The sequence below is a fragment of the Isoptericola sp. NPDC060257 genome (assembly GCF_042726645.1).
In the GTDB taxonomy this organism is placed as follows: domain Bacteria; phylum Actinomycetota; class Actinomycetes; order Actinomycetales; family Cellulomonadaceae; genus Isoptericola; species Isoptericola nanjingensis.
On sequence record NZ_JBHXAW010000024.1, the window covers coordinates 1 to 24,780 of the forward strand.

A 24,780-nucleotide genomic window follows, 5' to 3' on the forward strand; every position below is an offset into this window, starting at 1 on the left:
TCGCCGCCCAGGGCGGCGCGGGCCCCGGCCGCGAGGGCCGCGGCCACCTGCGTCGCCGTGGCGCTGCCCTTGAACGAGTCGGGGGCGACCACGACGCTCAGGGGTCGGGTGCGGGGGGCGGGGGTGTCCTTCACGTCCTCGTGCACGAGGCCCGAGGCTAGCCGAGCCGCCGGGCCGGGGCGTCCTCGTCTCGCGGGAACGTCTCGCGGGCAGGTCCCGCAGGCACAGCGCGCGAGCACAGAGGGACCCCGCGAGGATCGAGGCACGGGCGTCCGAGCCCGGACTCAGCAGAACGGAGGCAGCTCATGGGTATCGGAACGGGCATCTTCCTCATCGTCGTCGGCGCCGTCCTCGCATTCGCCATCGCGCCGGACACCTGGGAGGTCGTCAACCTGAACATCGTGGGCTACATCTGCATCGGCGCCGGGGTGCTCGCGCTGATCCTGGGACTCGTGCAGAACCGGCAGCGGGCGCACACCAGCCACACCGTCGAGCGGTACGACGACCGCCGCCAGCCCCCGCCGGCCTGAGCGGACCGGAGCCGGGCGCGCGGCCGAGCGGGGCTAGGCTTCGCGTGTGACTCAGCACACCGTCCCGGCCGCCCCTCGAACCCCCTCGGCGGTCGACGCCGTCGCCGACGCCTACGTCGCCCGGTCCGCCGAGCTCGACCCGCTGCTCGCCACCGCGATCGGGCTGCCGGGTCACGACCACCGCATGACCGACCTGTCCCCCGCCGGGCACGAGGAGCGGGCCGAGGCGGACCGCGCCGTGCTGCGCGAGCTGGACGTGGCCGAGCGCGACGGCGGCCCGCTGGACGCCGTCGACCGGGTCACCCTGGCCGCGATGCGCGAGCGGGTGGGCCTGGCGCTCGAGCTGCACGACGCCGGCGAGCCGCTGGCGAGCCTCAACAACATCGAGTCGCCGGTGCAGCAGCTGCGCGACGTCTTCGACCTCATGCCCACCGGCTCGGTCGAGGCCTGGGAGAACGTCGCCGCGCGCCTGGGCGCCGTGCCCGACGCGATCGACGGCTACGTCGCGTCGCTCACCGAGGCCGCGCGGCGCGGCCAGGTCGCCGCGATCCGCCAGGTGCGCGAGGGCGTGTCCCAGTCGCGCGAGCTCGCCGGCCTCGACGGGCACGAGTCGTTCTTCGACGGCCTCGTGCGCAGCGACGACGCCGCCGCCGTCCTGGACGAGTCGAGCGCGTGCAGCCTCGTGCGCGCCGAGCTGGAGCGCGGCGCGACCGCCGCCCGCGGTGCCTATGCCCGCCTCGCCGAGTTCCTCGAGCGCGACCTCGCGCCGCAGGCGCCGGAGCGCGACGCCGTGGGCCGCGAGCGCTACGCGCGCTTCTCCCGCGAGTTCCTCGGCGCCGAGGTGGACCTCGACGAGACGTACGAGTGGGGCCTCGACGAGCTCGCCCGCATCGTGGCCGAGCAGGAGGCCGTGGCCCGCCAGATCGCCGGTGCCGGCGCGAGCGTCGAGGACGCCGTCGCCGCGCTGGACGCCGACCCGGCCCGCACGCTGCACGGCACCGACGCGCTGCGCCGCTGGATGCAGGAGACCGCGGACGCCGCCATCGAGGACCTCGCGGGCACGCACTTCGACATCGAGGGCCCGGTGCGCACCATCGAGTGCCGCATCGCCCCCACCCAGACCGGCGGCATCTACTACACGCCCCCGAGCGACGACTTCTCCCGGCCCGGGCGCATGTGGTGGTCGGTGCCCGCCGACGTCACCGAGTTCAACACCTGGCGCGAGAAGACGACCGTCTACCACGAGGGCGTGCCCGGCCACCACCTGCAGTGCGCGGCCGCCGTCGTCGCGCGCGACACGCTGAACTCGTGGCGCCGCCTCATGTGCTGGGTCTCAGGGCACGGCGAGGGCTGGGCCCTGTACGCCGAGCGGCTCATGGCCGACCTCGGCCACCTCGACGACCCGGGCGACCGCTTCGGCATGCTCGACGCGCAGCGGATGCGCGCGGCCCGGGTGGTGCTCGACATCGGCGTGCACCTCGGCAAGCCCGCCCCCGAGCAGTGGGGCGGCGGGGTGTGGGACGCCGAGAAGGCGTGGCCGTTCCTCAAGGCGAACGTCAACATGCCCGAGTCGTTCGTGCGTTTCGAGCTCAACCGGTACCTCGGCTGGCCCGGCCAGGCGCCGTCGTACAAAGTGGGCCAGCGGCTGTGGGAGCAGGCGCGCGACGACGCCCGGGCGGCGGCGCAGGCGCGCGGCGAGGAGTTCGACCTGCGGGCGTTCCACGCCCGGGCGCTCAGCCTCGGCTCGGTCGGCCTGGACGTGCTGACCGGCGCCCTGCGCGACGCCCGCTGACGCGGCGCGCTCCCCCCCGCCCCGCATGGAAGGCATCCTCACCGGCTTCGCGATCATCGGCGTGGTCATCGCCGTCGGGTACGTCGCGGCACGCCTGCGCCTCGGCGGGCCCGACGCCCGGACCGCGCTGAACCGCATCGGGTTCTTCGTCGCCAGCCCCGCGCTGCTGTTCACGGTCATCGCGGACGCCGACGTCGGCGAGCTCTTCCAGGCGCCGCTGCTGGTGCAGGCGATCGCCGCGGTGGCGGTCGCGGCGGTGTTCGTCGTCGTCAACCTGCTCTGGCTGCGCCGCCCCGCCACGGAGGCGACGATCGGCGCGGTCTCGGCCGGCTACGTGAACGCCAACAACATCGGCCTGCCCGTGGCCGTGTACGTGCTCGGCGACCCCGCCGCCGTCGTGCCGGTGATCCTGCTGCAGCTGCTGATCCTCGCCCCGGTGACGCTGCTGGTGCTGGACGCCCAGACGTCGGGGCGGGTGTCGGTGGGGTTCGTGCTGGCCCAGCCGGTGCGCAACCCGATCATCCTCGGCTCGCTCGCGGGCGCGGTCGTCTCGCTGACGGGCTGGAGCGTCCCGGCGCCGGTGCTCGCGCCGCTGGAGATCCTCGGCGGCGCGGCCGTGCCGATGATCCTCCTCGCCTTCGGGATGTCGCTCCACGGGTCGCGCCCCTTCCAGCAGCCGGGCGGGCGCACGGCCGTCGTGGTCGCGTCGGTGCTCAAGGCGGTCGTCATGCCGGCGCTCGCCTTCGTCCTCGCGCGGTACGCGTTCGGGCTGGACCCCGCGCAGGTGGCGACGGCGGTGACGCTCGCCGCGCTCCCCGTGGCCCAGAACGTGTACAACTACGCGGCACGCTTCCGTACCGGCGAGCTGCTCGCGCGCGACACCATCCTGGTCACGACCGTCGCGTCGCCCGTCGTCCTGCTGGTGTCGTCGCTGCTGCTGCACACCGGCTGACTGGTTAGGGTGCGCACGTGCCTGCCTCCACCGCGCCCGTGCGCCTCGTCCTCGCCTCGCAGTCCCCCGCCCGCCTGGCCACCCTGGCGGCAGCCGGCGTCACACCGCGGGTCGTCGTCTCGTCCGTCGACGAGCCGGCCGTGCTCGACGCCGCGCGCGCCGGGTTCGGCGGCGACCTCGACCCCGCCGACGCCGTCCTCGTCCTGGCCCAGGCCAAGGCGGAGGAGGTCAGCGCCCGCCTCGAGGACGGCGGCGAGGACGAGGCGTCCGCCCTCGTGCTCGGCTGCGACTCGATGCTCGAGCTGGACGGGGAGATCCTCGGCAAGCCCGCGGACGCCGAGGACGCCCGCCGCCGCTGGCGCGCGATGCGCGGCCGCGCGGCCGTCCTGCACACGGGCCACTGGCTCGTGGACGCCCGCGACCCCGAGGACGGCGGCACGGGCGGCACGCTCGGCGCGTCGTCGTCCACGACCGTGCACTTCGCCGACGTCGACGACGAGGAGATCGACGCCTACGTCGCGACGGGCGAGCCCCTGCACGTGGCCGGCGCGTTCACGATCGACGGCCTCGGCGGCCCGTACGTGGACCGGATCGAGGGCGACCACCACGGCGTCGTCGGGCTGAGCCTGCCGCTGCTGCGAGAGCTGCTGGGCGAGCTGGAGATCCCCTGGCGGTCGCTCCGCGACCCCCGCTGAGCGGCTCGGACCCACTGCCGAAACCACCAACTCCGGGCGCCTCCGGCACTACCTACCGCCCGGGTCCATGTGGGATCCCTCCAAACGGCCCGGATCGTCGTTGGTACCCGGCACAGACTTCTCCGCAGGCGTCGCGCGGGTGCCGGCGGACGACGGCGCACGCGTTACCGTGAGCCGTGCCCACCATCAGCAAGGTCCTCGTCGCGAACCGCGGCGAGATCGCCGTCCGCATCGCCCGTGCCTGCACCGACGCCGGGATCGCCTCCGTCGCCGTCTACGCCGACTCCGACCGAGACGCGCTGCACGTCCGGCTCGCCGACGAGGCGTTCGCGCTGCAGGGCCAGCGCGCCGCCGACACCTACCTCGACGTCGAGAAGCTGCTGGACGTCGCGCGCCGCTCCGGCGCGGACGCGGTGCACCCCGGCTACGGGTTCCTGTCGGAGAACGCCCAGTTCGCCCAGGCCGTGCTCGACGCCGGGCTGGTGTGGATCGGGCCGCCGCCCGCCGCCATCGAGTCCCTCGGCGACAAGGTGAGCGCGCGGCACATCGCGCAGGCCGCGGGCGCGCCCCTGGTGCCCGGCACATCCGACCCGGTCCAGGGCGCGGACGAGGTGCACGCCTTCGCGGCCGAGCACGGGCTGCCGATCGCCATCAAGGCGGCGTTCGGCGGCGGCGGCCGCGGCCTGAAGGTCGCCCGCACCGACGACGAGATCGACGAGCTGTACGAGTCCGCGGTGCGCGAGGCGGTCGCCGCGTTCGGCCGCGGCGAGTGCTTCGTGGAGCGGTACCTCGACCGGCCGCGCCACGTCGAGACGCAGTGCCTCGCCGACGCGCACGGGAACGTCGTGGTGGTCTCCACCCGCGACTGCTCGCTGCAGCGCCGGCACCAGAAGCTCGTCGAGGAGGCGCCCGCGCCGTACCTCACCCCGGAGCAGGAGGCCGAGCTCGACCGGGCGTCGCGGGCCATCCTCGCCGAGGCCGGGTACGTGGGCGCCGGCACGTGCGAGTTCCTCGTCGGGACCGACGGCACCCTGTCGTTCCTCGAGGTCAACACCCGCCTGCAGGTCGAGCACCCGGTCACCGAGGAGGTCACCGGCATCGACCTGGTGCGCGAGCAGCTGCGCATCGCGGCGGGCGAGCCGCTGGGGTACGACTCCACCACCGTGCGGGGCCACTCGTTCGAGTTCCGCATCAACGGCGAGGACCCGGCCGCGGGCTTCCTGCCCTCCCCCGGCACCGTCTCCACGCTGCGCTGGCCGTCCGGCCCGGGCGTGCGCGTCGACACCGGTGTCGTCGAGGGCGACACGATCTCGGGCGCCTTCGACTCGATGATCGCCAAGCTGATCGTCACGGGCGCCACCCGCGAGCAGGCGGCCCAGCGAGCCCGCCGTGCGCTGCGCGAGCTCGAGGTCGCGGGCATCCCCACCGTCGTGCCGTTCCACCGCGCGGTGATGGAGGCCCCGGACTTCGTCCCCACCGACGGTTCCCCCTTCCGCGTGCACACCCGCTGGATCGAGACGGACTTCGCGGACGAGCTGGGCAAGCTCGCGCCGGCTGCCCCGGCACCGGTGCCCGACGCCGAGGAGCCGGCCGAGGAGCTCGCCGAGCGCGTCGTCGTCGAGGTCGGCGGCCGCCGCCTCGAGGTCGTGCTGCCCGCCGGGCTCGGCGTGGCCGCCGGTCGCGCGCGCCGTGCGAACGCCGCCCGCCGCCCCGCCCGCCGCGGCAACGGCCGCGCGTCGTCCGCCGCGAGCGGCGCGACCCTCGCGTCGCCCATGCAGGGCACCATCGTGAAGGTCGCGGTCGCGGACGGCGCCCAGGTGGCCGAGGGCGACCTCGTCGTCGTGCTCGAGGCCATGAAGATGGAGCAGCCGCTGCTCGCGCACAAGGCGGGCACCGTGCGGTCGCTGTCCGCGGCCCCGGGCGACGGGGTCACCGCCGGCGCCGCGATCTGCGAGATCGTCGACTGACCCCGAGGCGGTCCCATCCCCACCGAGCCGAGGTAGTACGGGGCCGGGCGAGGTAGTACGGGTCCGGGCAAGGTAGTACGCCCCACGCAACCCGTACTACCTCGGCAGGGCCCCTGCTACCTCGCGGGCTCTCGTACTACCTCGCGGGGTCGGGAACCCTTTCGGCGGGCTCGGCCGGGCGGGCGATGGCGGCCAGCGACCGCCGCGCGGAGGGCACGGACAGCACGGCGACGACGAAGGCGACGAGCAGCGCGCCGGCGACGACGAGCAGCACCTGCACGGAGTAGCGGTCGGCGAGCGGGCCGAAGACCACCATGCTCAGCGGCATGGCGACGGTCATGACGATGCCGACGAAGCCGAAGACGCGGCCCTGCATCTCGGGCTCCACGGTCTCCTGCAGGATGGCCATGCTGGGGGCGGACATCAGCGTGAACGTGACGCCGATCAGCAGCCCGAGGACGAAGAAGACCCACATGTTCGTGGCCAGCCCGAGCCCCGCGGTGAACACCCCCGCCGCGAGGGTGCTCCCGACGATCAGCACCACCCGGTTCGTGACCCGGGTGCCCACGAACGCCATCGCGAGCCCACCCGCGAGCATCCCCGCCGCCCAGAACACCTCGTTGGTGGTGAGCTTCCAGACCTCGTCGCCGAAGGTGCGGGTCACCATCAGCGGCGTGAGGTAGGAGGGCGCGCCGATGAGCACCATCGTGGTGGCGAAGATCGTCATGAGCCACTTCACGGCGCCGTGGCCACGGATGTAGCGGACGCCCGCGGCCAGGTCGCCGAAGTAGCTCGGCTTCTCCGTGCCGGCGCCCTCGGGCGCGGCGTCGTCGTGCCGGACCAGTCGCGGCACGGTGACCAGCAGCAGCATGCCGATGCCGAGCACCGCGGTGACGACGTCCACGAAGAACACCGCGACGATGTCGAAGCTCGCGTAGATCGCGGCGGCGACCACGGGGGCGAGCAGCATCATGCCGGACTGGATGGACTGGTTGATCCCGTTGATGCGGATGAGCTGGGGCGCCGGCACGATCTGCGGCACCATCGCGTTCACCGCGGGGGTCTGGATGCCCGCGAACGTGGAGCGGACGGCGAGCGCCACGTAGATCAGCCACAGGTCGTCGACGCCGGAGAGCATGAGCAGCGCGAGCGCCAGCGTGATCGTCGCGATGGCGCTGTCCGCGCCGATGATCAGCAGCTTGCGGGAGTGCCGGTCCGCCCACACCCCGCCGAAGATCGACATGAAGGCCTGCGGCAGCATGCCGAACACGATGCTGAGCATGAGCACGGACCCCGACTGCGTGACGATCGTCAGGTGCCACATCACGGCGAACTGCACGAGCATCGACCCGAGCAGCGAGATCGTCTGGCCGGTGAGGAAGATCGCCACGTTCCGCTTCCAGCCGGGCATCTCGTCGCGCGGGTCCGCCGCCTCGTCGTCCATGGTGGTGGATGACGGTGCGGGGTCGGGGAACTCATCGGTGCCGTGGGCGCTCACCGTGCCATCGTCGCCTGTAGCCTGACCGCGTGCCCAGCCGATTTCCCCCGCGCGAGACCCTCCACCGGCACCCCGGGGACGGCTGGGTGGCCTGCGGCGACCACCGGCACTGGGGCCTCTACGGCGCGGCGGGACTGCTGCTCGCGCGCCGCGGGCCGGGCACCCCGGGCGAACTCGGCCCGGTGACCGACGTCGTGCTGCAGCACCGCGCGGTCTGGTCGGACCAGGGCGGCACGTGGGGCGTGCCGGGCGGCGCGCTGGCCCCGGACGAGACGCCCGTCGACGGGGCGCTGCGGGAGAGCCTCGAGGAGGCGGCCGTCGAGCCGCGCGCGGTGCACGTGCTGGGCACGCACGTGCTCGACCACGGCCCCTGGGCCTACACCACCGTGCTCGCGGACGTCGCGCCGGGCGCCCGCGTGACGCCCGGCGCGGCCGACCCGGAGAGCCTGGAGGTGCGGTGGGTCGCCGTCGACGAGGTGACGACGCTCCCCCTGCTGCCCGCGTTCGCGACGGCGTGGCCCGCGCTGCGGGCGCGGCTCGACGGCCGGTCCTGACCCGGCCGGTCCCGACGCGCCCGGCACGGGGCCGTCAGACGGCGGCGTCCTCCCCCGACTGCCCGTGCAGCACGCGGGCGGCCTCGGCGATCGACCCGGAGAGCGACGGGTAGACCGTGAACGAGTCGGCGACGTCGTCCACGGTGAGGCGGTGCGCGACGGCGAGGGTGATCGGGAAGATCAGCTCGCTGGCGCGCGGGGCCACGACGACGCCGCCGAGCACGACGCCGGCGTCCGGGTGGGCGAAGAGCTTCACGAAGCCGTCGCGCATGCCGAGCATCTTGGCGCGCGGGTTGCGCGCCAGCGGCAGCGTCGTCGTGACGTACCGGTAGCCCCGCTCGCGGAGCGTCGACTCGCTGAGGCCGACCGTGGCGATCTCCGGCGCGGTGAAGATGTTGGCGGCGACGCGACCCGGCTTGAGCGGCGCGACGGCGTCGCCCAGGGCGTGCGACATCGCGATGCGGCCCTGCATGGCCGCGACGGACGCGAGCGGCAGCACGCCGGTGCAGTCGCCCGCGGCGTAGACACCGGGCACGGAGGTGCGCGACACGCGGTCCACCTCGACGTGGCCGCTCGCCGACAGGCGCACGCCCGCCTCCTCGAGGCCGATGCCGGCGGTGGACGGCACCCCGCCGACGGCGATGAGCACGTGCGAGCCCTCGACGACGCGGCCGTCGGTCAGCGTGACGGCGACGCCGTCCTCGGTGCGCACGGCGGACGCCGCACGCGACCGCGACATGACGGTCATGCCGCGGGCGCGGAAGACGCCCTCCAGCAACTCGGCGGCGTCCATGTCCTCGCCGGGCAGCACCCGGTCGCGGGAGGAGACGAGCACGACCTGCGAGCCCAGTGCCTGGTAGGCGCCCGCGAACTCCGCGCCCGTGACGCCGGACCCCACGACGATCAGCTTCTCGGGGAGCTCGGCGAGGCCGTAGAGCTGCGTCCAGGTGAGGATGCGCTCCCCGTCGGGGACGGCGGTGGGCAGCGTGCGCGGCGTGGCGCCGACGGCGAGCAGCACGGTGTCGGCGTCGAGCGTCGTCGTGCCCGTCCCCGTGTCGACGACGACCCGCGACGGGCCATCGAGCCGGCCTGCGCCGGCGACGATCTCGACGCCCTCGCGCTCGAGCCGGGAGTGGATGTCGCGCGACTGCGCGTCGGCGAGCGCGAGCACGCGGGCGTTCACGGCCTCGAGGTCGACCAGGTCGCGACGCTCGCCCGCGGGGGCTTCGCCACGGACGCCGAGCTCGGGGCCCTGCTCGGCCGTGGTGAACCACTCGGCGGTGGCGATGAGGGTCTTGGAGGGCACCACGTCGGTGAGCACGGCGGCGCCGCCGAGCCCGTGGCGCTCGACGACGGTGACGCGGGCGCCGAGCCGGCGGGCCACGAGGGCGGCCTCGTAGCCGCCCGGGCCGCCTCCGACGACGACGACGTGCGGCAGGCGCGGGTCGGTCTCGGGGACGCCGGGGGTGGCGGCGACGGTGGAGGCCGGGCTGTCGGGGGTGGTGGCCGGCGAGGTGTCCGGGGAAGGGGTGTTCACGGAGGGCACGGGGGCCATTGTGTCAGGCCGCCGGGGCCCCGGTGTCGGCGCGGCGACGGGTCGCGGCCCGGACTACCCTCGGGACCATGAGCACCACGAGCCGCAGCGTCGGGGACCTCGACGACCCGACCACCGACCCGTTCGACGTCGCCCGCGCCGCGGCCGACCACATCGCCGAGGCGACCGGGGTGCCCGGTCACGACGTCGCCCTCGTGCTGGGCTCCGGCTGGGGCGGCGCCGCCGAGCTGGTCGGCGACGTCGTCGCGGAGATCCCGACGCACGAGATCCCCGGCTTCGCCCGCCCCGCCGTGGCGGGGCACGCGGCGACCACGCGCTCGATCCGCGTGGAGCGACCCGACGGCGCGGTGCGGCACGCGCTCGTCATCGGCGGACGCACGCACCTGTACGAGGGCAAGGGCGTGCGGCGCGTCGCGCACGGGGTGCGCACCGCGGCGGCCACCGGCTGCGAGACCGTCGTGCTCACCAACGGCTGCGGCGGCCTGCACATCGCGTGGCGGCCCGGTCAGCCGGTGCTCATCCGCGACCACCTCAACCTCACGGCCACGTCGCCGCTCGAGGGCGCCACGTTCGTCGACCTCACCGACCTGTACTCGGCGCGGCTGCGCGAGATCGCCCGCGGCGTCGACCCGGAGCTGCCCGAGGGCGTGTACGCGCAGTTCCACGGGCCGCACTACGAGACGCCCGCCGAGGTGAAGATGGCCGGCCTCATGGGCGCGGACCTCGTCGGCATGTCGACCACGCTCGAGGCCATCGCCGCCCGGCACGCCGGCATGGAGGTGCTCGGCGTGTCCCTCGTGACCAACCTCGCCGCGGGCATCAGCCCGCAGCCGCTGTCGCACGAGGAGGTGCTGGAGGCCGGCCAGGCCGCCGGCCCGCGCATCAGCGAGCTCCTCGCCCGCATCGTCACCGCCCTGTAAGCGCGCACCGAGCCGAGCACCCGACCGAGGGGACCCCGCCATGAGCCTGGACACCGACGACCCGTCCTACGAGCCGGCCGCGACGGCGACCGAACTGCCCATCCTGCTCGACGCGGTGGAGCGCTGGATCCGCTACGACGTCGACGACGACGACAAGGCCGAGCTGTCCCGGCTGGCCCAGCAGACGTCGTCCGAGCGACCGAGCACCCGCGAGCACGCCGTCGCGCTGCTGCGCGACCGGTTCGCCGGTCCGCTCCAGTTCGGCACCGCAGGGCTGCGCGGCGCGATGGCACCCGGTCCGAACCGGATGAACCGCGCGGTCGTGACGACCGCGGCGTCAGGCCTCGGTACGTACCTCACGTCGGTGCTGGGCCGGGGGGCGGCGGCGCGCGTGGTGGTCGGCTACGACGCCCGCGACCGGTCGTCGACGTTCGCCACGGACACCGCCGCGGTGCTCACCGCCGCCGGCCACGAGGTGCTGCTGCTGCCCTCCGCCCTGCCCACCCCGGTGCTCTCGTTCGCGGTGCGCCACCTCGACGCCGACGCGGGTGTCATGGTCACCGCGAGCCACAACCCGGCCCAGGACAACGGCTACAAGGTGTACCTCGGCGGGCGGGTCGTCACCGACGCCGGCCAGGGGGCACAGATCGTGCCGCCCCACGACGCCCGCATCGCCGAGGCCATCGCCGCGGCGGGGCCGCCGTCGGGCGTCCCGCGCGTCGAGTCCGGCTGGCGGGTCCTGGGCCGCGAGGTGGTCGACGCGTACGTCGCGTCGGTGCACGACCTGGCCGAGCGTGCCGGCACGTCCACCGGCCCGACGGAGCGGGCGGCGCTGCGCGTCGTCACGACGTCCCTGCACGGCGTCGGCGGTCGCGTGCTCGCCCGGGTGCTGGCCGACGCGGGGTTCACGCGGGTGCTGCCGGTCGAGGAGCAGCACGACCCCGACCCGGCGTTCCCCACGGTCCGCTTCCCCAACCCGGAGGAGCCCGGCGCCATCGACATGGCGGTCGCCCTCGCGGAGGCGCACGCCGACGTCGTCATCGCCAACGACCCCGACGCCGACCGGTGCGCGGTCGCCGTCTACGACCCGAGCCACGGCACCCACCAGGGGGCGGAGACGGCCCGCTCGCACGGCTGGCGGATGCTGCACGGCGACGAGGTGGGCGCCCTGCTCGGGCGCGAGGCGGTGCGCCGCATCGCCCGCGGCGAGGTGCCCGCGCCCGACGGCTCGGGCACGGGCCCGGTCGTGGCGTCCTCGGTCGTGTCGTCGCGGGTCCTGTCGTCGATCGCGGTCCGCTACGGGGTCGGGCACGCGACGACGCTCACGGGCTTCAAGTGGATCGCCCGCACCCCCGGGCTGGTGTTCGGGTACGAGGAGGCGCTGGGCTACTGCGTGGACCCGGCCCACGTGCGCGACAAGGACGGGCTCAGCACCGCCGTGCTCGTGGCGCTGCTCGCCGCCCGGGAGAAGGCCGCCGGCCGCACGCTCGTGGACGCGCTCGACGACGTCGCCCGCGAGAACGGGCTCTTCGTCACCGACCAGCTCTCCGTGCGGTTCGACGACCTGTCCCGCATCCCCGACACGATGGCGCGGTTGCGCACGGCGCCGCCGCGCACGCTCGCGGGGGCCGGCGTCGCCGAGGTGCTCGACCTCTCCGACGGCATCGACGGACTGCCGCCCACGGACGGCATCGTGCTGCTCGGCGCGGACGACACGCGCGTCGTGGTGCGGCCCAGCGGCACCGAGCCGAAGGTCAAGTGCTACCTGGAGGTCGTGGAGCCCGTGGCCCCGGACGCGTCGGCGATCGACGTCGGTCGGCTGCGCGTCGCGGCGCACAAGAAGCTCGACCGGATCAAGGCCGACCTCCGGGCGGCGCTCGGCCTCTGACCCCGCCTCAGCCGACCAGGGCGGCGTCGTCCTGGTCGACGGCGGCCTTCCACTCGCCCTTGCGGGCGCGCCAGTCCTCGTCGTCGCTGCCGCGGCGCCAGTAGCCCGACGCCGACAGCAGCTCCCGCGGGACGTCCAGCTCCGCGCGGACCCACCGGCGCAGGTCGCGCACCATGCCGGCCTCGCCGTGCAGGAAGACGTGCGGCGCGCCCGCGGGGAGGTCTCCGGCCGCGTGCGCGGCGCGCACGGTGCCGGCGAGGTCGCCGGTGCCGCGGTGCACCCAGGTGAGCGTGAGGTCGGCGGCGCTGACCAGCTCCTGCTCGTCCTCGGGCCCGGGGACCTCGACGACGGCGTGCGCGACGGCGCCGGCGGGGAGCGCCTCGAGCGCGGCGGCGATGGCGGGCAGCGCGGCGTCGTCCCCGACGAGCAGGTGCCACGGCGCCTCCGGGTCGGGCGCGTAGCCGGCGCCCGGGCCGAGGAACGTCACCGGCTCCCCCGGCCGGACCCCCGTCGCCCACGGCCCGCCCACGCCCTCGTCCCCGTGCACCACGAGGTCGAGGTCCCACTCGGCCTCGCCCGACGCGGCGGCGTCCGCGTCGCGCCGGGCCCGCACCGTGTACGCGCGCAGCAGGGGGCGGCCGTCCGCCAGCTCGCCGAGCACGAGCTTGACGTAGGTGTCGGTGTGCCCGGTGGGCTCGACCGCCGCGAGCTCGGGGCCGGCGATCGTGACCCGCACCAGGTGCGGGGTGACCCGGTGGACGGCCGTGACCGTCGCGTGCCGAGGGGTGCGCTTGCGGGTGGGCGGGCCGGCGGGGGTCTGGGGCTGCGAGTCAGACATGGTGAGGCGAGCCTAACTTCTCCGGGCCGGCACCCCGCGTGTGACGTCGCTCACCCCGTCGGCCCACGTCGGCTCACTACGGTTCACGCCCGCGCGAACCGGTGCACCCCGGCCGCCGCGAGACCGGCCGCGAGGGCCAGGACGAGCACCGCCGTCGTCGTGCCGGGGCCGGCCCGCTGGAGCAGCCAGGCGGCGGCTGCCACCACGAGCCACCCGCGCAGGTACCACGCGCCCAGGACCAGCATGGACATGTCGCCGTTCGGCGTCATCATCGGCGTGAAGAGACCGGGCGGCGCCGCGGTCGCGCCCGCCACCCAGACGCGCGCGCCGAGCACCAGGGCGACCACGAGGAGCGCCGCCACGACGCCGCCCGCCCCCGCTCCCGCCGTGCCCGCCGCGGCCGCGATCACGGCCAGGACCGCGGGCACCACCGCGTGGCCGGCGACGGCGCGCCCGGCGGAGCCGGGCAGGAGGGCGCCCGGCTGCGGCTGGGCGGCGAACGCGTGCAGGCCGTCCGACCAGGTCCGCGCGGCCGCGTACAGGGCCAGGGCTCCGGCGACGGTCACGACGGCGGGGCCGCCGTCGGTCCCCCACCGCACGAGAAGCGCGCCGACGACTCCCGTCGCGAGCGCGGCGCCGGCCGCGGCGGGCCGGCGTCGCAGGCCGAGGAGGTCCCGCGCCACCAGGGGCGCCGCGCGCAGCAGCGGCCGCGGGAGACGCGCCCGGCGTCCGCGGTACGTGCGGGGCCCGAGCACGTCGGCCGCCGCCCCGGAGTCGCCGCCCACCAGACCGCGGCCGGCCGTCACCGTGCGCGACTGGCCCGCGGCGGCCGCGTCGACGTCGAGCTCGTCCGGCAGCATCTTCACCACCAGCCACGCCGACGCCAGCCCGGCGGCGACGACCAGCGCGCCGCCCACGAGGACGCCGGCCCGGGTCGCGGGCGACGGTGCCGGGGCGAGGGCGGGCACCGCCAGGGGCGTCGCCGCCCCCAGGGCCGCGACCAGCCCGAGCGCCAGCAGGAGGACGGTGACCCCGGCTGCGGCGCCCCGTCGTCCCGGCGCCTGCGCCGCCGCGCCCACGGCCAGCGGGACCTGCGCCAGCAGCGCGGCCCCCACCCCCGCGCCGAGGAGCGTCGCGGGGTCGGCGGCCCCCGGCCCGCCCGCGAGGCCCGCGGCGCCCGCGGTCGCGGCGAAGGCGCCGACGGCCGCGGCGCCGAGGGTGAGCAGCAGCGCACGGCGGCGGAGGACGTCGCGAGGGCGGAACTGGCCGGACAGCGCGAAGGTCGTCTCCGCGCGGCTCGCCCACAGCGGTCCGCCCGCCCGGGACGCGGCCAGCCCGGCGAGGCCGGCGACCCCGAGCGCCAGCGCCGACCCGGCGACGAGCAGCGCCGCCCGCCCCTCCGCCGCGTCGGGCACCTGCACCGCCGCGGCCGCCTGGGCGAGGGCGCTCCACAGGATCGGGCCGTACACGAGCGCGAGCAGCACCACCCCGTACCCGAGGTAGACGCGGTCGTGCGGGTCCCCGCCGGACTCCGCCGCCCGGACGACCAGCGTCCGGCGCCGCAGCGACGCGACCCAGCGCCGCCAGCGCGGGTACGGCACGCGGGCGCCGTCGTCGACGTGCGCGGGCACGCTCACGACGCGCTCACCGTGCCCTCATCGACGCCCCGGGGCCGCGAGCTCGACCTCCCGGCCGCGGCGGGCGAGGTCGGCGCGCAGGTCGGGGTCGTGCGTCGCGACGAGCAGCGCGCGGCCGGCGTCCAGCGCGCCGGAGACGAGGCGCCGCGCCACCGCCCGCCATCGGGCGTCGAGCCGCTGCTCCGGCTCGTCGAGCAGCACGAGGCGAGCGGGCCGGTAGAGCGTCGTCGCGAGGGCGAACATCTGTCCCTCCCCGGACGACAGCTCGCCGGGGAGCTGGTGCCGCACCCGGTCCAGCTCGGCCGCCGCGAGCGCCGTCTCGACGTCGGGGCCCGCATGCCGGCCCGCCCACGCCGACGCGACGAGGCGCAGGTGCTCGGCGACCGTGAGGTCGGGGTACGCGGCCAGGCCGCCCAGCAGCAGCGCGACGTCCTCCCGCCGCCGCAGGCGCGCCTGCCCGGCGGGCAGGCCGAGCACCCGCACGTCGCCCGAGGTCGGCTCGTCCTTGCCCGCGACGAGGCGCAGCAGCGTCGACTTGCCGCTGCCGTTCGGCCCGACGACGGCGGCCGCCTCGCCCGGCCCCAGCGTCAGCGACGTGGGCGCCAGGACCTGGACCGTGCCGTGCGTGCGCGCGGCCGCGCGGACGTCGACGAGCGGCTCGGCGGCCACCCGGCGGCCCTCAGTAGCCGCTGTCGCCGGCGGGCGCGGGCTGGCCGGAGAACCCCGCGAGCACCCCCGCGGTCCCGGACAGGCCCAGCCGCGTGGCGCCGGCGCGGATCATGGCGAGCGCGTCGTCCAGCGTCCGGACCCCGCCCGAGGCCTTGACCCCCAGCGCCCCCCCGACCGTCTGCGCCATGAGCTCCACCGCGTGCACGGACGCGCCGCCCGCAGGGTGGAAGCCCGTCGAGGTCTTCACGAAGTCGGCGCCGGCGTCCTGCGCGGCCCGGCAGACGGCGACGATCTCAGCGTCCGTGAGCGCGGCCGCCTCGATGATGACCTTGAGCAGGTGCTCGGCGGGCACGGCCGCGCGGACCGCGGCGATGTCCGCCCGGACCGCGTCGAACGCGCCCTCCTTGGCCGCGCCGACGTCGATCACCATGTCGACCTCGTCGGCGCCGTCGGCGACGGCGCGGGCCGCCTCGGCCGCCTTCACCGCGCTGACGTGCTTGCCCGACGGGAAGCCGCACACGGTCGCCACCGCGATCCGGCCGGCCGCGACGCGCGCGGCGTGCGCGACGAACGTCGGCGAGATGCAGACGGAGAACACGCCCAGGCCGACGCCCTCCTCCACCAGGGCCGTGACGTCGGCGGTCGTGGCCTCCGGCTTGAGCAGCGTGTGGTCGACGAACCGCGCGAGCGCGAGGGCGTCGGCGGGCACGTCGGCCTGGCCGGACCGGGCGGCGTCGTTCATCGCTGCGCTCCCTCGACCTGCTGGTACCCCGGCAGGATGACGTCGTCGACCAGCGCGCGGCGCTCGTCGTGGTGCATGAACGCGCTCCACGCGGCGGTCAGGGTGACGTCGGCCAGGTCGTCGATGGTCCAGCCGGCCTCGGTGACGAGCCGCGTCATCTCGTTCGTCATGGACGTGCGGGACATGAGGCGGTTGTCCGTGTTGAGCGTGACCGCGAAGTCCAGCTCCTTGAGGCGCGTGATCGGGTGGTCGGCCACCGACGTCGCCGACGTGGCGCCCGTCTGCAGGTTCGACACGGGCGCCACCTCGAGCGCGATCTGGTGGTCGCGCACCCAGTGCGCGAGGCGCCCCAGCTCGGCGCGCCGCTCGCCGTCGTCGTCGAAGCCCTCGTGGAACGTGATGTCCTCGACGATCCGCACGCCGTGGCCGATCCGGTCGGCCTGGCCGAGGTGCACGGCCTCGGCGATCGACGCGGGCCCGGCCGCCTCCCCCGCGTGGATCGTCGCCGGGAAGTCCTGCTCAGCCAGGTAGCGCCAGATCTCCGCGTGCCGCGAGGGCGGGAACCCGTCCTCCGGGCCGGCGATGTCGAAGCCGACCACGCCGCGGTCGCGGTGGGCGACGGCGAGCTCGGCGATCTCCTGCCAGCGGTCGGTGTGCCGCATCGCGGTGACCAGCTGCCCGACGCGGATGATCTGCCCGCGCGACGCCGCCTCGCGGATGCCCTCGTCGATGCCCGCCTGCACGGCCTCGACCGTCTCCGGCAGCGTCAGCCCGCGGGCCAGGTGCTGCTCCGGCGCCCAGCGCTGCTCGGCGTACACGACGCCGTCCGCGGCCAGGTCCAGCACGGCCTCGCGCGCCACGCGGGCCAGGGCGTCGGCCGTCTGCATGACGGCGATGGTGTGGTCGAACGTCTCCAGGTACCGCACCAGCGACCCCGAGTCGGCGGCCTCGACGAACCAGGTGCCGAGCGACCCGGCGTCCGACGCCGGGAGCTCGTGGCCCACCTCGGCGGCGAGCTCGAGGACGGTCTGCGGTCGCAGTCCCCCGTCGAGATGGTCGTGCAGGAGCACCTTGGGCAGGGCAGGGATCAGGTCGACGAGGGCTTGCGTCATGGGGCCAACCTACCGGCGATCAGGCGTCGCCGGAGGCCTCGGGATCGTCGAGCCCGGGGACCTCCTGGCTCTGCTCGACGACGTCGGCCTCCGCGGCCTCGCCGTCCAGGTCGGGCCGGGCGTGGCGCGGCTTGTACTCCTCGACGCGGCCACCGGCCTCCGCGGCGTCGCCCGCCTCCGCGTCGTCCGTCAGGGCGTCCTCGACCAGGCTCGTGGTGTCGTCGGGATTCCCGAGCCCGGCGTCCCGCCAGGCGTCGTCCGGGGCGGTGCTCATGGGGCTTGTCCCTTCGCTCGACGGCGGTGCGCTCCCATCGTGGACCCCGGCCCCGTGGCGCGCCAGAGGAGCCGGGACCCCTGTCAGGACGTACGGGAGCAGGCCGTGCGTCTGACACCTCGGTGGCGGCCGGCCCTCAGCCTCGCGCGTCCCGCGGCAGCAGCGCCCACACCACGTGCGGCCAGCCGCCCAGCGCGGCGGTAGCCAGCGGGTCGTTCCCGCGCTCCCGGGCGCCGGCGGCGACGAGCCGCGCGACCGGCACCGCGTGCAGCCGGCCGGCCGACGGCTCGTAGACGGTCGCGACGCCGCCCCGCACGGTCGTGAGGAGGACGACGTGCCGGGGCACCGCCGTCGACACGCCGCCGGCGAGGTCGCCGCCCGAGTACAGCGGGACGGGCACGCCCGCGGCCGCAGCGTCCACCGCGGCGGCCAGCACGCGCGCGCCCGAGCGCCCGCCGACCACGCGATGGGTGTAGCGGACCGGTCCGTACCGGGCCACGCGGGCCGCTCCCCACGGCGGAGTGCCGAGCGCGACGGGCCACGCCGGCAGGCCGCCCGGCCCTCGCGTGGCACGGGCGTGCAGCGTCCGCTGGGACCGGGCGAAGATCTCGGCGGCACCCGGCGGCCGGCGGCTCAGCTCGAGCGCCCGGCGCGGGTCGCCCGCGAGCGCGAGCAGGGCCAGCACCGCCGCGCCGCACGTACGCTCGTCGACCTGCCGGGCCGGGGCGACCACACCGTCCGCGGCGGGGAGCGTCAGCGTGCGCGGGCGCCCCGGGGCGGGCTGCGGACCGCGTCGGCCGAGCGGGTCGAGCACCCGTGCCCGCACCGCCGGGGCGAGCGCGGCGAGCGCCGGGACGAGGTCCTCGGGCACCTCCGGGCGGGCGAACCGTCCGGCGGGCGGCAGCTCCGGCGTCGGCCCCGCGAACGCGCCCAGGAGCGCGAGGACGTCCGTCGCGCGCAGCGCCCGCGCCGCCATCGTCCGGACCCCTCCCGATCGCCCGGCCCGGTCAGCCGATCCGGTCGAGCAGGAGCGGTCGGGCCGCGTCGCCGCCCACCGCGTCGTCGACCACCCACTGCCCCTCGAGCGCCGCCCGGGCGCGGTCGAACCGCTCCGGGGTGTCGGTGTGCAGCGTGAGCAGCGGCTGGCCTGCGGCGACCTCGTCCCCCGGCTTCGCGTGCAGCTCGACGCCCGCCCCGGCCTGCACCGGGTCCTCCCGGCGCGAGCGCCCCGCGCCGAGGCGCCAGGCCGCGATGCCCACGGCGTACGCGTCGAGCCGGGTGAGGACGCCGGACCGGTCCGCGAGCACGTCCTGCCGCTCGCGGGCGCGCGGCAGCGGCGCGTCGGGGTCGCCGCCCTGCGCCGCGATCATCCGGCGCCAGACCTCCTTGGCGCGGCCGTCGGCCAGCGCCGCGCGCACCTCGGTCTCGGGCACGGGCCGTCCCGCCCCGGCCAGCATCTCGACGGCCAGCGCCACGGTGAGGTCGACGACGTCGGCCGGGCCGCCGCCGTCGAGCACCTCCACCGACTCGCGCACCTCGAGCGCGTTGCCCGCGGTGCGGCCGAGCGGCACGGCCATGTCGGTGAGCAGCGCGACCGTGCGCACGCCCGCGTCGGTGCCGAGGTCGACCATGGTGCGGGCGAGCTCCCGCGCGGAGTCGAGGTCCTTCATGAACGCGCCCGAGCCCACCTTGACGTCGAGGACGAGCGCCCCGGTGCCCTCCGCGATCTTCTTGCTCATGATCGAGCTCGCGATGAGCGGCACCGACTCGACCGTCCCGGTCACGTCGCGCAACGCGTAGAGCTTCTTGTCCGCGGGCGCCAGCCCCGCCCCGGCGGCGCAGATCACCGCGCCCACGTCCTCGAGCTGGTCCATGAGCTCGGCGTTGCTCAGCGCGGCCCGCCAGCCCGGGATCGCCTCGAGCTTGTCGAGCGTGCCGCCCGTGTGCCCGAGGCCGCGGCCCGAGAGCTGCGGCACGGCCACCCCGAACGACGCGACGAGCGGCGCGAGCGGCAGCGTGATCTTGTCCCCCACGCCGCCGGTCGAGTGCTTGTCCGCGGTCGGGCGCGACAGGCCCGAGAAGTCCATCCGCTCGCCGGACGCGATCATCGCGCCCGTCCAGCGCGCGACCTCCGGGCGCGTCATCCCCCGCAGCAGGATCGCCATCGCGAGGGCCGACATCTGCTCCTCGGCGACGGCGCCCCGCGTGTAGGCGTCCACCACCCAGTCGATCTGCGCCGCCTCGAGCGGGTGCCCGTCGCGCTTGGTCCGGATGACGTCGACGGCGTCGAACGGCTCGCTGCCCGACATGCTGCCCGGCACGGTCATGCCTCGCTCCCCTCGCGGTAACGGTCCAGGTCCGGTGCGCCGAACGCGTCGGGCAGCACCGCCGTCATGGGCACGACGCCCCGGACGGACTCCACCAGCAGGTCGGGGCCGCCGTGCTCCCACAGGAGCTGCCGGCACCGCCCGCACGGCATGAGGGTCCGCCCCGCGCCGTCCACGCACGTGAACGCGACGAGGCGGCCGCCACCGCCCGTGACCAGGGCGGACACGAGCGAGCACTCCGCGCAGAGCGTCACCCCGTAGGCGGCGTTCTCCACGTTGCAGCCCACCACCACGCGGCCGTCGTCCACGAGCGCCGCCGCCCCGACCGGGAAGCCGGAGTACGGCACGTACGCCCGCTCGACGACGTCCCGCGCCGCGGCGCGCAGCGCCTCCCAGTCGACGGTCGGACCAGTGCTCGTCATCGCTACTCCTTGGTGTAGGGCGTCCCGGACGCGGCGGGCGCGCGGGACCGGCCGACGAGCCCGGCCACCGCCAGCAGCGTCACCACGTACGGGAGCATCAGCATGAACTGGCTCGGGACGGGCGACCCCACGACCGACAGCACGTTCTGCAGGTTCGTCGCGAAGCCGAACAGCAGGCCGGCCAGGGCGGCCCGGAGCGGGTCCCACTTGCCGAAGATGACCGCGGCGAGGGCGATGAAGCCCGCGCCGGCCGTCATCTCGCGGCCGAACTGGTTGATCGACACGACCGTGTAGAACGCGCCGCCGAGCCCGACCACCGCGCCGCCGATCAGCACGGCCCGGTAGCGCGTGCGCAGCACGTCGATGCCCACCGTGTCGGCCGCCTTGGGGTGCTCGCCCACCGCGCGCACCCGCAGGCCCCACTTCGTGCGGAACAGGGCGTACGACACCGCCGGGACCGCGAGGTACATGAGGTAGACGACGATGGTCTGGTTGAACAGCACGGGCCCGATCACGGGGATGCTCTCGAGCCCCGGGACGGGCAGGCGCGGGAACCGGACGGTCGAGTTGAGCGTGTCGGCGTTCGGGACGAGCACCTCGGAGTAGAAGAAGCTCGTCAGGCCGATCACCAGCACGTTGAGCACCACGCCGACGATCACCTGGTTCACCCGGTAGGTGATGGTGAACAGCGCCAGCACCAGGGCCACGAGGGCGCTCGCCAGCACGGCCGCCACCAACCCGGCCCACGGGTTCTTCGTGAGCGACGCGACGATGGCGGCGACGAACGCGCCCGCCAGCAGCTGCCCCTCGATGGCGATGTTGACGACGCCCGCGCGCTCCCCGATGACGCCGCCGAGGGCGCCGTAGACGAGCGGCACCGACAGGCCGATGGCGCCGCCGAGCAGGCCCACCACCGAGATGTCGCGCGGGCTTCCCGCGCCCGCCCAGGCGAGGAACCCGACGAGCAGCGCGGCCGCGAAGACGGCGACCGCCCACACGGGCACCCGCCGCCCCGACCGCGTGCGCACGGCGGCGAACGCCAGCACGGCGAGGCCGACGGCGGCGCAGACCCAGGCCGTCGCCATCGCGGGCACGACGAGGGTCGACAGCACGACGAAGTCGGTGCTGGTCGACAGCGCGAACCGCGCGGAGCCCTCGTGCGGCGCCAGGAGCAGCAGCAGCGCGTACAGGACCAGGACGACCCCGAGGCCGACGACGGCCTTCCAGGTCACCGGTACGGCGGCGCGCGACGCGCTGGCCGGGGCCGCGGCCCCGGGCTGGTCGACGGTCGTGGCGGTCATGCCTGTCCCTCCCCGGCGCCCGGCGCGCCCGCACCGCGGCGGTCACGTCGGCGTTCTCCTCGGCCCTCACGACGACGCGGCGTGCGCTCCGGCTGCGGCAGGCGGAACACCGCCCGCACCAGCGGCGGCGCCGCGATGAACAGCACGATCAGCGACTGCACCACGAGCACGATCTCGATCGGGATGCCCTCGGCCGCCTGCATCGCGGAGCCGCCGGCCTTGAAGCCGCCGAACAGGATGCCCGCGCCGAGCACGCCCCACGGCGAGGACCCGCCCAGCAGCGCCACCGTGATGGCGTCGAAGCCGATGCCCGAGTCGATGTCGGTGCTGAAGCCGGAGGTCACCGTGCCCAGCACCTGCTGCGCCCCGGCGAGGCCGACGAGGCCACCGGCCACCAGCATGACGAGCACCGTGGTGCGCGACACGTCGATGCCGGCCACCCGCGCGGCCTTGGGGTTCTCGCCCACGGCGCGGAAGGCGAAGCCCGTGCTCGACCGGTTGAGCAGCCACCACACCCCGACGACCGCGAGCAGCGCGAGCACGAAGCCCCAGTCGAGGTTGTACTCGCTGCCGAGCAGCGGCGGCAGGACGGCCGAGTCCTGCATCGGCGGCGTCTTCGGGTACGCGGACCCGGGCGCCTGCATGAGCCCCGGCGTCGAGAGCAGGTACGACAGCAGGTAGAGCGCCACGTAGTTGAGCATGATCGTGACGATCACCTCGTGCGCGCCGGTGCGCGCCTTGAGCAGGCCGGCGATGCCCGCCCACAGCGCGCCGGCGGCGACGCCGGCCACGAGGCACACCAGCAGGTGCAGCGGGAACGGGAGCCCGGTCACGGCGAAGCCGATCCAGCCGGCCGCGGTGGCCGCCATGAGCATCTGCCCCTGGCCGCCGATGTTGAACAGCCCGGCCCGGAACGCCAGGGCGACGCCCAGCCCGGCCGCGATGAGCGGCGTGGCGTTGGCGAGCGTCTGCGTCAGCGGCTTGATCCCCTGCGCGAACGTGTCGGCGCTGAAGTTGTACACCGCGCCCTGGAACAGTGCGGAGTACGCGCCGCCCACGGCCTGGCCGACCGCGGCGAGCGTGTCGCCCGGACGTGCGAAGAAGTACGGCGCGGCGGCCTGCACCTTCTCGTCGGTGACGACGATGAGGACCGACCCGGCCAGCACCGCCAGCACGATCGCGCCCAGGGCGACGGCCCAGCCGCCCGACGTCGCGCGGCGCACCGCGTCGCGCCACCGCTGGCCCGACTCCTCGACGGCCGCCGCCTGCTCGCGCGCCGCCTCCTGCTCCAGCTCCTCCGCGAGCCCGGGCTCGGCCGCCGCGTCGACCTGCTCGAGCGCCTCGCCGAGCCGCGACCCGGGGTCGACGTCGGGCCCCTGCCCCTGGTTCTGTGCCGGGTCCTGCGCCCGGTCCTGGGGCGTCTCGCCGCTCACGCCGCGTCTCCTTCTCGATCGGGGCCGCCCTCGGGGGCGACGCCGGCCATCATCAGGCCGAGCACGTCGCGCGAGGTGTCCGCCGGCACGATGCCGACGACGCGGCCGCGGTACATCACCATGATCCGGTCGGCGAGGGCCACGGCCTCGTCGAGCTCGGTCGACACGACGACCACCGGGATGCCCGAGTCGCGCGTCTCGACGACGCGCTTGTGGATGAACTCGATCGACCCGACGTCGACGCCGCGGGTCGGCTGCGCGGCCACCAGCAGCCGCAGCTCGCGCGACAGCTCGCGCGCGAGGACGACCTTCTGCTGGTTGCCGCCGGACAGGCGGCCCACGCGCGTCTCGATGCCCTGCGTGCGGACGTCGTACTCCGCGACCTTCTCGCGCGCGAACTCGTCGCGGGCGGCGAGCTGCAGGGCGCCGCGCCGGACGAACGGCGGGCCGTCCGTCCGGTCGAGCACCAGGTTCTCCGCGATCGTGAACTCGCCGACCAGGCCGTCCTCGTTGCGGTCCTCGGGCACGAACCCGACCCCCGCCTGGAGGATCCGGCGCACCGAGCGGCCGACCAGCTCCTTGCCGTCCAGCCGCACGCTGCCGGTGACCTGCTCCTGGAGGCCCACCAGCGCCTCGGTGAGCTCCGTCTGCCCGTTGCCCTGGACGCCTGCCACGACGAGCACCTCGCCGCCGCGCACCGTGAAGCTCACGTCGTCCACCAGCACCTGCCCGTCCGCGCCCGTGACCCGCAGGTCCGTGACGGCGAGCTCGTTGTCGGTGGTGCGGGGCGCGTCCTTGCGCACGGTCAGCTCGACGGCGCGGCCCACCATCAGCGACGCCAGCTCGGCGTCGGTCGCGCCGGGGCTCGCCTCGCCGACCACCTTGCCGTGCCGCACCACCGTGATCCGGTCGGCGACGGCGCGGACCTCGCGCAGCTTGTGCGTGATGAAGACGATCGCGGCGCCCTCGTCGCGCAGCTGCCGCATGATCCCCATGAGCTCGTCGGTCTCCTGGGGGGTGAGCACGGCCGTGGGCTCGTCGAAGACCAGCACGTCGGCGTCGCGCGAGAGCGCCTTGATGATCTCGACCCGCTGCTGCACGCCCACGGGGAGGTCCTCGACCAGGGCGTCGGGGTCCACCTGGAACCCGAACCGGTCCGCGATCTCGGTGACCTTGGAGCGCGCGCTCTCCAGGTCGAGCACGCCGCCGGCCCGCGTCGACTCGTGCCCGAGCATGACGTTCTCGGCCACGGTGAACACCGGGACGAGCATGAAGTGCTGGTGCACCATGCCGATCCCGGCGGCCATCGCGTCGCCGGGACCCTCGAAGGCCTGCGCCTCGTCGTCGAGCAGGATCTCGCCCTCGTCCGCCTGGTACAGGCCGTACAGCACGTTCATCAGGGTGGACTTGCCGGCGCCGTTCTCGCCCAGCAGGCAGTGGATCTCGCCCGGCTCCACCACCAGGTCGATGTGGTCGTTCGCCACGAGGGCGCCGAAGCGTTTCGTGATGCCGCGCAGCTCGAGCCTCATGCTCTGCCTTCCGTCGTCGCGGGTCGTCGGGGGGTCGGGGAGCCCGCCGCGGCCAGCCTCTCACCGGGGCGGCCTCGTCGCCGTCCGCAGGAGATGCCGACCCAGGTCACCCCACAGAGTGCAGACGGTGGCGCGGCCCTGGGGC

Annotated in this window: 23 protein-coding genes; 8 read left to right on the forward strand and 15 right to left on the reverse strand. The window is 75.6% G+C overall.

What is annotated here, in order from left to right:
• The coding region (locus tag ACFWEK_RS03625) for a glycerate kinase (protein ID WP_430553129.1) at window positions 1-266 on the reverse strand (266 nt) is incomplete at its 3' end.
• 39 nt (window positions 267-305) lie between these two features.
• Here ACFWEK_RS03625 and ACFWEK_RS03630 point away from each other — a divergent pair.
• The 5 genes from ACFWEK_RS03630 (at window position 306) to ACFWEK_RS03650 (ending at window position 5,936) form a co-directional block, all read left to right on the forward strand.
• Window positions 306-530 carry a DUF6458 family protein gene (locus ACFWEK_RS03630; protein ID WP_430546836.1) on the forward strand — a complete coding sequence of 75 codons (225 nt, stop codon included), beginning with the start codon at window positions 306-308 and terminating at the stop codon, window positions 528-530.
• A 46-nt stretch (window positions 531-576) separates the two neighbouring features.
• Entirely contained in the window at window positions 577-2,322 is a 1,746-nt protein-coding gene (locus ACFWEK_RS03635; protein ID WP_430553130.1) for a DUF885 domain-containing protein, read from the forward strand.
• A gap of 25 nt (window positions 2,323-2,347) precedes the next feature.
• Entirely contained in the window at window positions 2,348-3,274 is a 927-nt protein-coding gene (locus ACFWEK_RS03640; RefSeq protein ID WP_430546834.1) for an AEC family transporter, read from the forward strand.
• Between the two features lie 17 nt (window positions 3,275-3,291).
• Window positions 3,292-3,969, forward strand: coding sequence for a Maf family protein (locus ACFWEK_RS03645; RefSeq protein ID WP_430546833.1), 678 nt, complete (start codon window positions 3,292-3,294; stop codon window positions 3,967-3,969).
• Between the two features lie 176 nt (window positions 3,970-4,145).
• Window positions 4,146-5,936 carry an acetyl/propionyl/methylcrotonyl-CoA carboxylase subunit alpha gene (locus ACFWEK_RS03650; RefSeq protein WP_430546832.1) on the forward strand — a complete coding sequence of 597 codons (1,791 nt, stop codon included), beginning with the start codon at window positions 4,146-4,148 and terminating at the stop codon, window positions 5,934-5,936.
• Window positions 5,937-6,072: 136 nt separating this feature from the next.
• Here the strand turns inward: ACFWEK_RS03650 and ACFWEK_RS03655 are convergent, their stop codons facing one another.
• Window positions 6,073-7,434 (reverse strand): MFS transporter, encoded by a 1,362-nt coding sequence (locus ACFWEK_RS03655; protein WP_430546831.1) that lies wholly within the window; start codon window positions 7,432-7,434, stop codon window positions 6,073-6,075.
• Window positions 7,435-7,463: 29 nt separating this feature from the next.
• Between ACFWEK_RS03655 and ACFWEK_RS03660 the strand changes: the two genes are divergently transcribed.
• Window positions 7,464-7,988, forward strand: coding sequence for an NUDIX domain-containing protein (locus ACFWEK_RS03660; protein ID WP_430553131.1), 525 nt, complete (start codon window positions 7,464-7,466; stop codon window positions 7,986-7,988).
• 34 nt (window positions 7,989-8,022) lie between these two features.
• Here ACFWEK_RS03660 and ACFWEK_RS03665 read toward each other — a convergent pair whose 3' ends face one another.
• A complete protein-coding gene (locus ACFWEK_RS03665) occupies window positions 8,023-9,426 on the reverse strand; it encodes an NAD(P)H-quinone dehydrogenase (RefSeq protein ID WP_430553141.1) in 1,404 nt (467 codons plus the stop codon).
• Between the two features lie 185 nt (window positions 9,427-9,611).
• Here ACFWEK_RS03665 and ACFWEK_RS03670 point away from each other — a divergent pair, with 185 nt between their 5' ends.
• Both ACFWEK_RS03670 and ACFWEK_RS03675 read left to right on the forward strand, forming a co-directional pair.
• Window positions 9,612-10,463 (forward strand): purine-nucleoside phosphorylase, encoded by an 852-nt coding sequence (locus ACFWEK_RS03670; RefSeq protein WP_430553132.1) that lies wholly within the window; start codon window positions 9,612-9,614, stop codon window positions 10,461-10,463.
• 40 nt (window positions 10,464-10,503) lie between these two features.
• Window positions 10,504-12,351 (forward strand): phospho-sugar mutase, encoded by a 1,848-nt coding sequence (locus ACFWEK_RS03675; protein WP_430553133.1) that lies wholly within the window; start codon window positions 10,504-10,506, stop codon window positions 12,349-12,351.
• A gap of 7 nt (window positions 12,352-12,358) precedes the next feature.
• On the opposite strand, the gene ACFWEK_RS03680 is transcribed toward ACFWEK_RS03675, so the two are convergent.
• From ACFWEK_RS03680 to ACFWEK_RS03735, 12 genes are all read right to left on the reverse strand, one after another.
• Window positions 12,359-13,189, reverse strand: coding sequence for a siderophore-interacting protein (locus ACFWEK_RS03680; protein ID WP_430553134.1), 831 nt, complete (start codon window positions 13,187-13,189; stop codon window positions 12,359-12,361).
• 83 nt (window positions 13,190-13,272) lie between these two features.
• On the reverse strand, window positions 13,273-14,826 hold the full coding sequence (locus tag ACFWEK_RS03685) for a hypothetical protein (protein ID WP_430553135.1): 1,554 nt from the start codon (window positions 14,824-14,826) through the stop codon (window positions 13,273-13,275).
• An 18-nt stretch (window positions 14,827-14,844) separates the two neighbouring features.
• Entirely contained in the window at window positions 14,845-15,495 is a 651-nt protein-coding gene (locus ACFWEK_RS03690) for an ATP-binding cassette domain-containing protein (RefSeq protein WP_430553136.1), read from the reverse strand.
• A 10-nt stretch (window positions 15,496-15,505) separates the two neighbouring features.
• Entirely contained in the window at window positions 15,506-16,237 is a 732-nt protein-coding gene (gene deoC, locus ACFWEK_RS03695) for a deoxyribose-phosphate aldolase (protein WP_430553137.1), read from the reverse strand.
• Complete coding sequence (locus ACFWEK_RS03700; protein ID WP_430553138.1) at window positions 16,234-17,349, reverse strand: adenosine deaminase; 1,116 nt, start codon at window positions 17,347-17,349, stop codon at window positions 16,234-16,236. Before ACFWEK_RS03700 ends, deoC begins: the two co-directional genes overlap by 4 nt.
• Before the next feature lie 19 nt (window positions 17,350-17,368).
• Window positions 17,369-17,623, reverse strand: coding sequence for a hypothetical protein (locus tag ACFWEK_RS03705; RefSeq protein WP_430546822.1), 255 nt, complete (start codon window positions 17,621-17,623; stop codon window positions 17,369-17,371).
• 136 nt (window positions 17,624-17,759) lie between these two features.
• The gene (locus ACFWEK_RS03710) at window positions 17,760-18,599 is read right to left on the reverse strand and encodes a hypothetical protein (RefSeq protein ID WP_430553139.1); all 840 of its coding nucleotides are present in this window, start codon (window positions 18,597-18,599) and stop codon (window positions 17,760-17,762) included.
• 31 nt (window positions 18,600-18,630) lie between these two features.
• On the reverse strand, window positions 18,631-19,950 hold the full coding sequence (locus ACFWEK_RS03715; protein ID WP_430553140.1) for a thymidine phosphorylase: 1,320 nt from the start codon (window positions 19,948-19,950) through the stop codon (window positions 18,631-18,633).
• Window positions 19,947-20,372: a cytidine deaminase gene (locus ACFWEK_RS03720; RefSeq protein ID WP_430546819.1), complete on the reverse strand. Its 426-nt coding sequence runs from the start codon at window positions 20,370-20,372 to the stop codon at window positions 19,947-19,949. Before ACFWEK_RS03720 ends, ACFWEK_RS03715 begins: the two co-directional genes overlap by 4 nt.
• Window positions 20,373-20,374: 2 nt before the next feature.
• Window positions 20,375-21,673, reverse strand: coding sequence for an ABC transporter permease (locus ACFWEK_RS03725; protein ID WP_430546818.1), 1,299 nt, complete (start codon window positions 21,671-21,673; stop codon window positions 20,375-20,377).
• Window positions 21,670-23,106 carry an ABC transporter permease gene (locus ACFWEK_RS03730; RefSeq protein WP_430546817.1) on the reverse strand — a complete coding sequence of 479 codons (1,437 nt, stop codon included), beginning with the start codon at window positions 23,104-23,106 and terminating at the stop codon, window positions 21,670-21,672. The genes ACFWEK_RS03725 and ACFWEK_RS03730 overlap by 4 nt, the downstream gene beginning before the upstream one ends.
• Entirely contained in the window at window positions 23,103-24,635 is a 1,533-nt protein-coding gene (locus ACFWEK_RS03735; RefSeq protein WP_430546816.1) for an ABC transporter ATP-binding protein, read from the reverse strand. The genes ACFWEK_RS03730 and ACFWEK_RS03735 overlap by 4 nt, the downstream gene beginning before the upstream one ends.
• Between the last annotated feature and the right edge of the window lie 145 nt (window positions 24,636-24,780).

Excerpts from the sequence above, each read along its gene's own strand:
- ACFWEK_RS03630 (WP_430546836.1), top strand. The coding sequence starts at position 306 with ATGGGTATCGGAACGGGCATCTTCCTCATCGTCGTCGGCGCCGTCCTC.
- ACFWEK_RS03640 (WP_430546834.1), top strand. The coding sequence starts at position 2,348 with ATGGAAGGCATCCTCACCGGCTTCGCGATCATCGGCGTGGTCATCGCC.
- ACFWEK_RS03670 (WP_430553132.1), top strand. The coding sequence starts at position 9,612 with ATGAGCACCACGAGCCGCAGCGTCGGGGACCTCGACGACCCGACCACC.
- ACFWEK_RS03675 (WP_430553133.1), top strand. The coding sequence starts at position 10,504 with ATGAGCCTGGACACCGACGACCCGTCCTACGAGCCGGCCGCGACGGCG.
- ACFWEK_RS03680 (WP_430553134.1), bottom strand. The coding sequence starts at position 13,189 with ATGTCTGACTCGCAGCCCCAGACCCCCGCCGGCCCGCCCACCCGCAAG.
- deoC (WP_430553137.1), bottom strand. The coding sequence starts at position 16,237 with ATGAACGACGCCGCCCGGTCCGGCCAGGCCGACGTGCCCGCCGACGCC.
- ACFWEK_RS03700 (WP_430553138.1), bottom strand. The coding sequence starts at position 17,349 with ATGACGCAAGCCCTCGTCGACCTGATCCCTGCCCTGCCCAAGGTGCTC.
- ACFWEK_RS03705 (WP_430546822.1), bottom strand. The coding sequence starts at position 17,623 with ATGAGCACCGCCCCGGACGACGCCTGGCGGGACGCCGGGCTCGGGAAT.
- ACFWEK_RS03710 (WP_430553139.1), bottom strand. The coding sequence starts at position 18,599 with ATGGCGGCGCGGGCGCTGCGCGCGACGGACGTCCTCGCGCTCCTGGGC.
- ACFWEK_RS03715 (WP_430553140.1), bottom strand. The coding sequence starts at position 19,950 with ATGACCGTGCCGGGCAGCATGTCGGGCAGCGAGCCGTTCGACGCCGTC.
- ACFWEK_RS03720 (WP_430546819.1), bottom strand. The coding sequence starts at position 20,372 with ATGACGAGCACTGGTCCGACCGTCGACTGGGAGGCGCTGCGCGCCGCG.
- ACFWEK_RS03725 (WP_430546818.1), bottom strand. The coding sequence starts at position 21,673 with ATGACCGCCACGACCGTCGACCAGCCCGGGGCCGCGGCCCCGGCCAGC.
- ACFWEK_RS03735 (WP_430546816.1), bottom strand. The coding sequence starts at position 24,635 with ATGAGGCTCGAGCTGCGCGGCATCACGAAACGCTTCGGCGCCCTCGTG.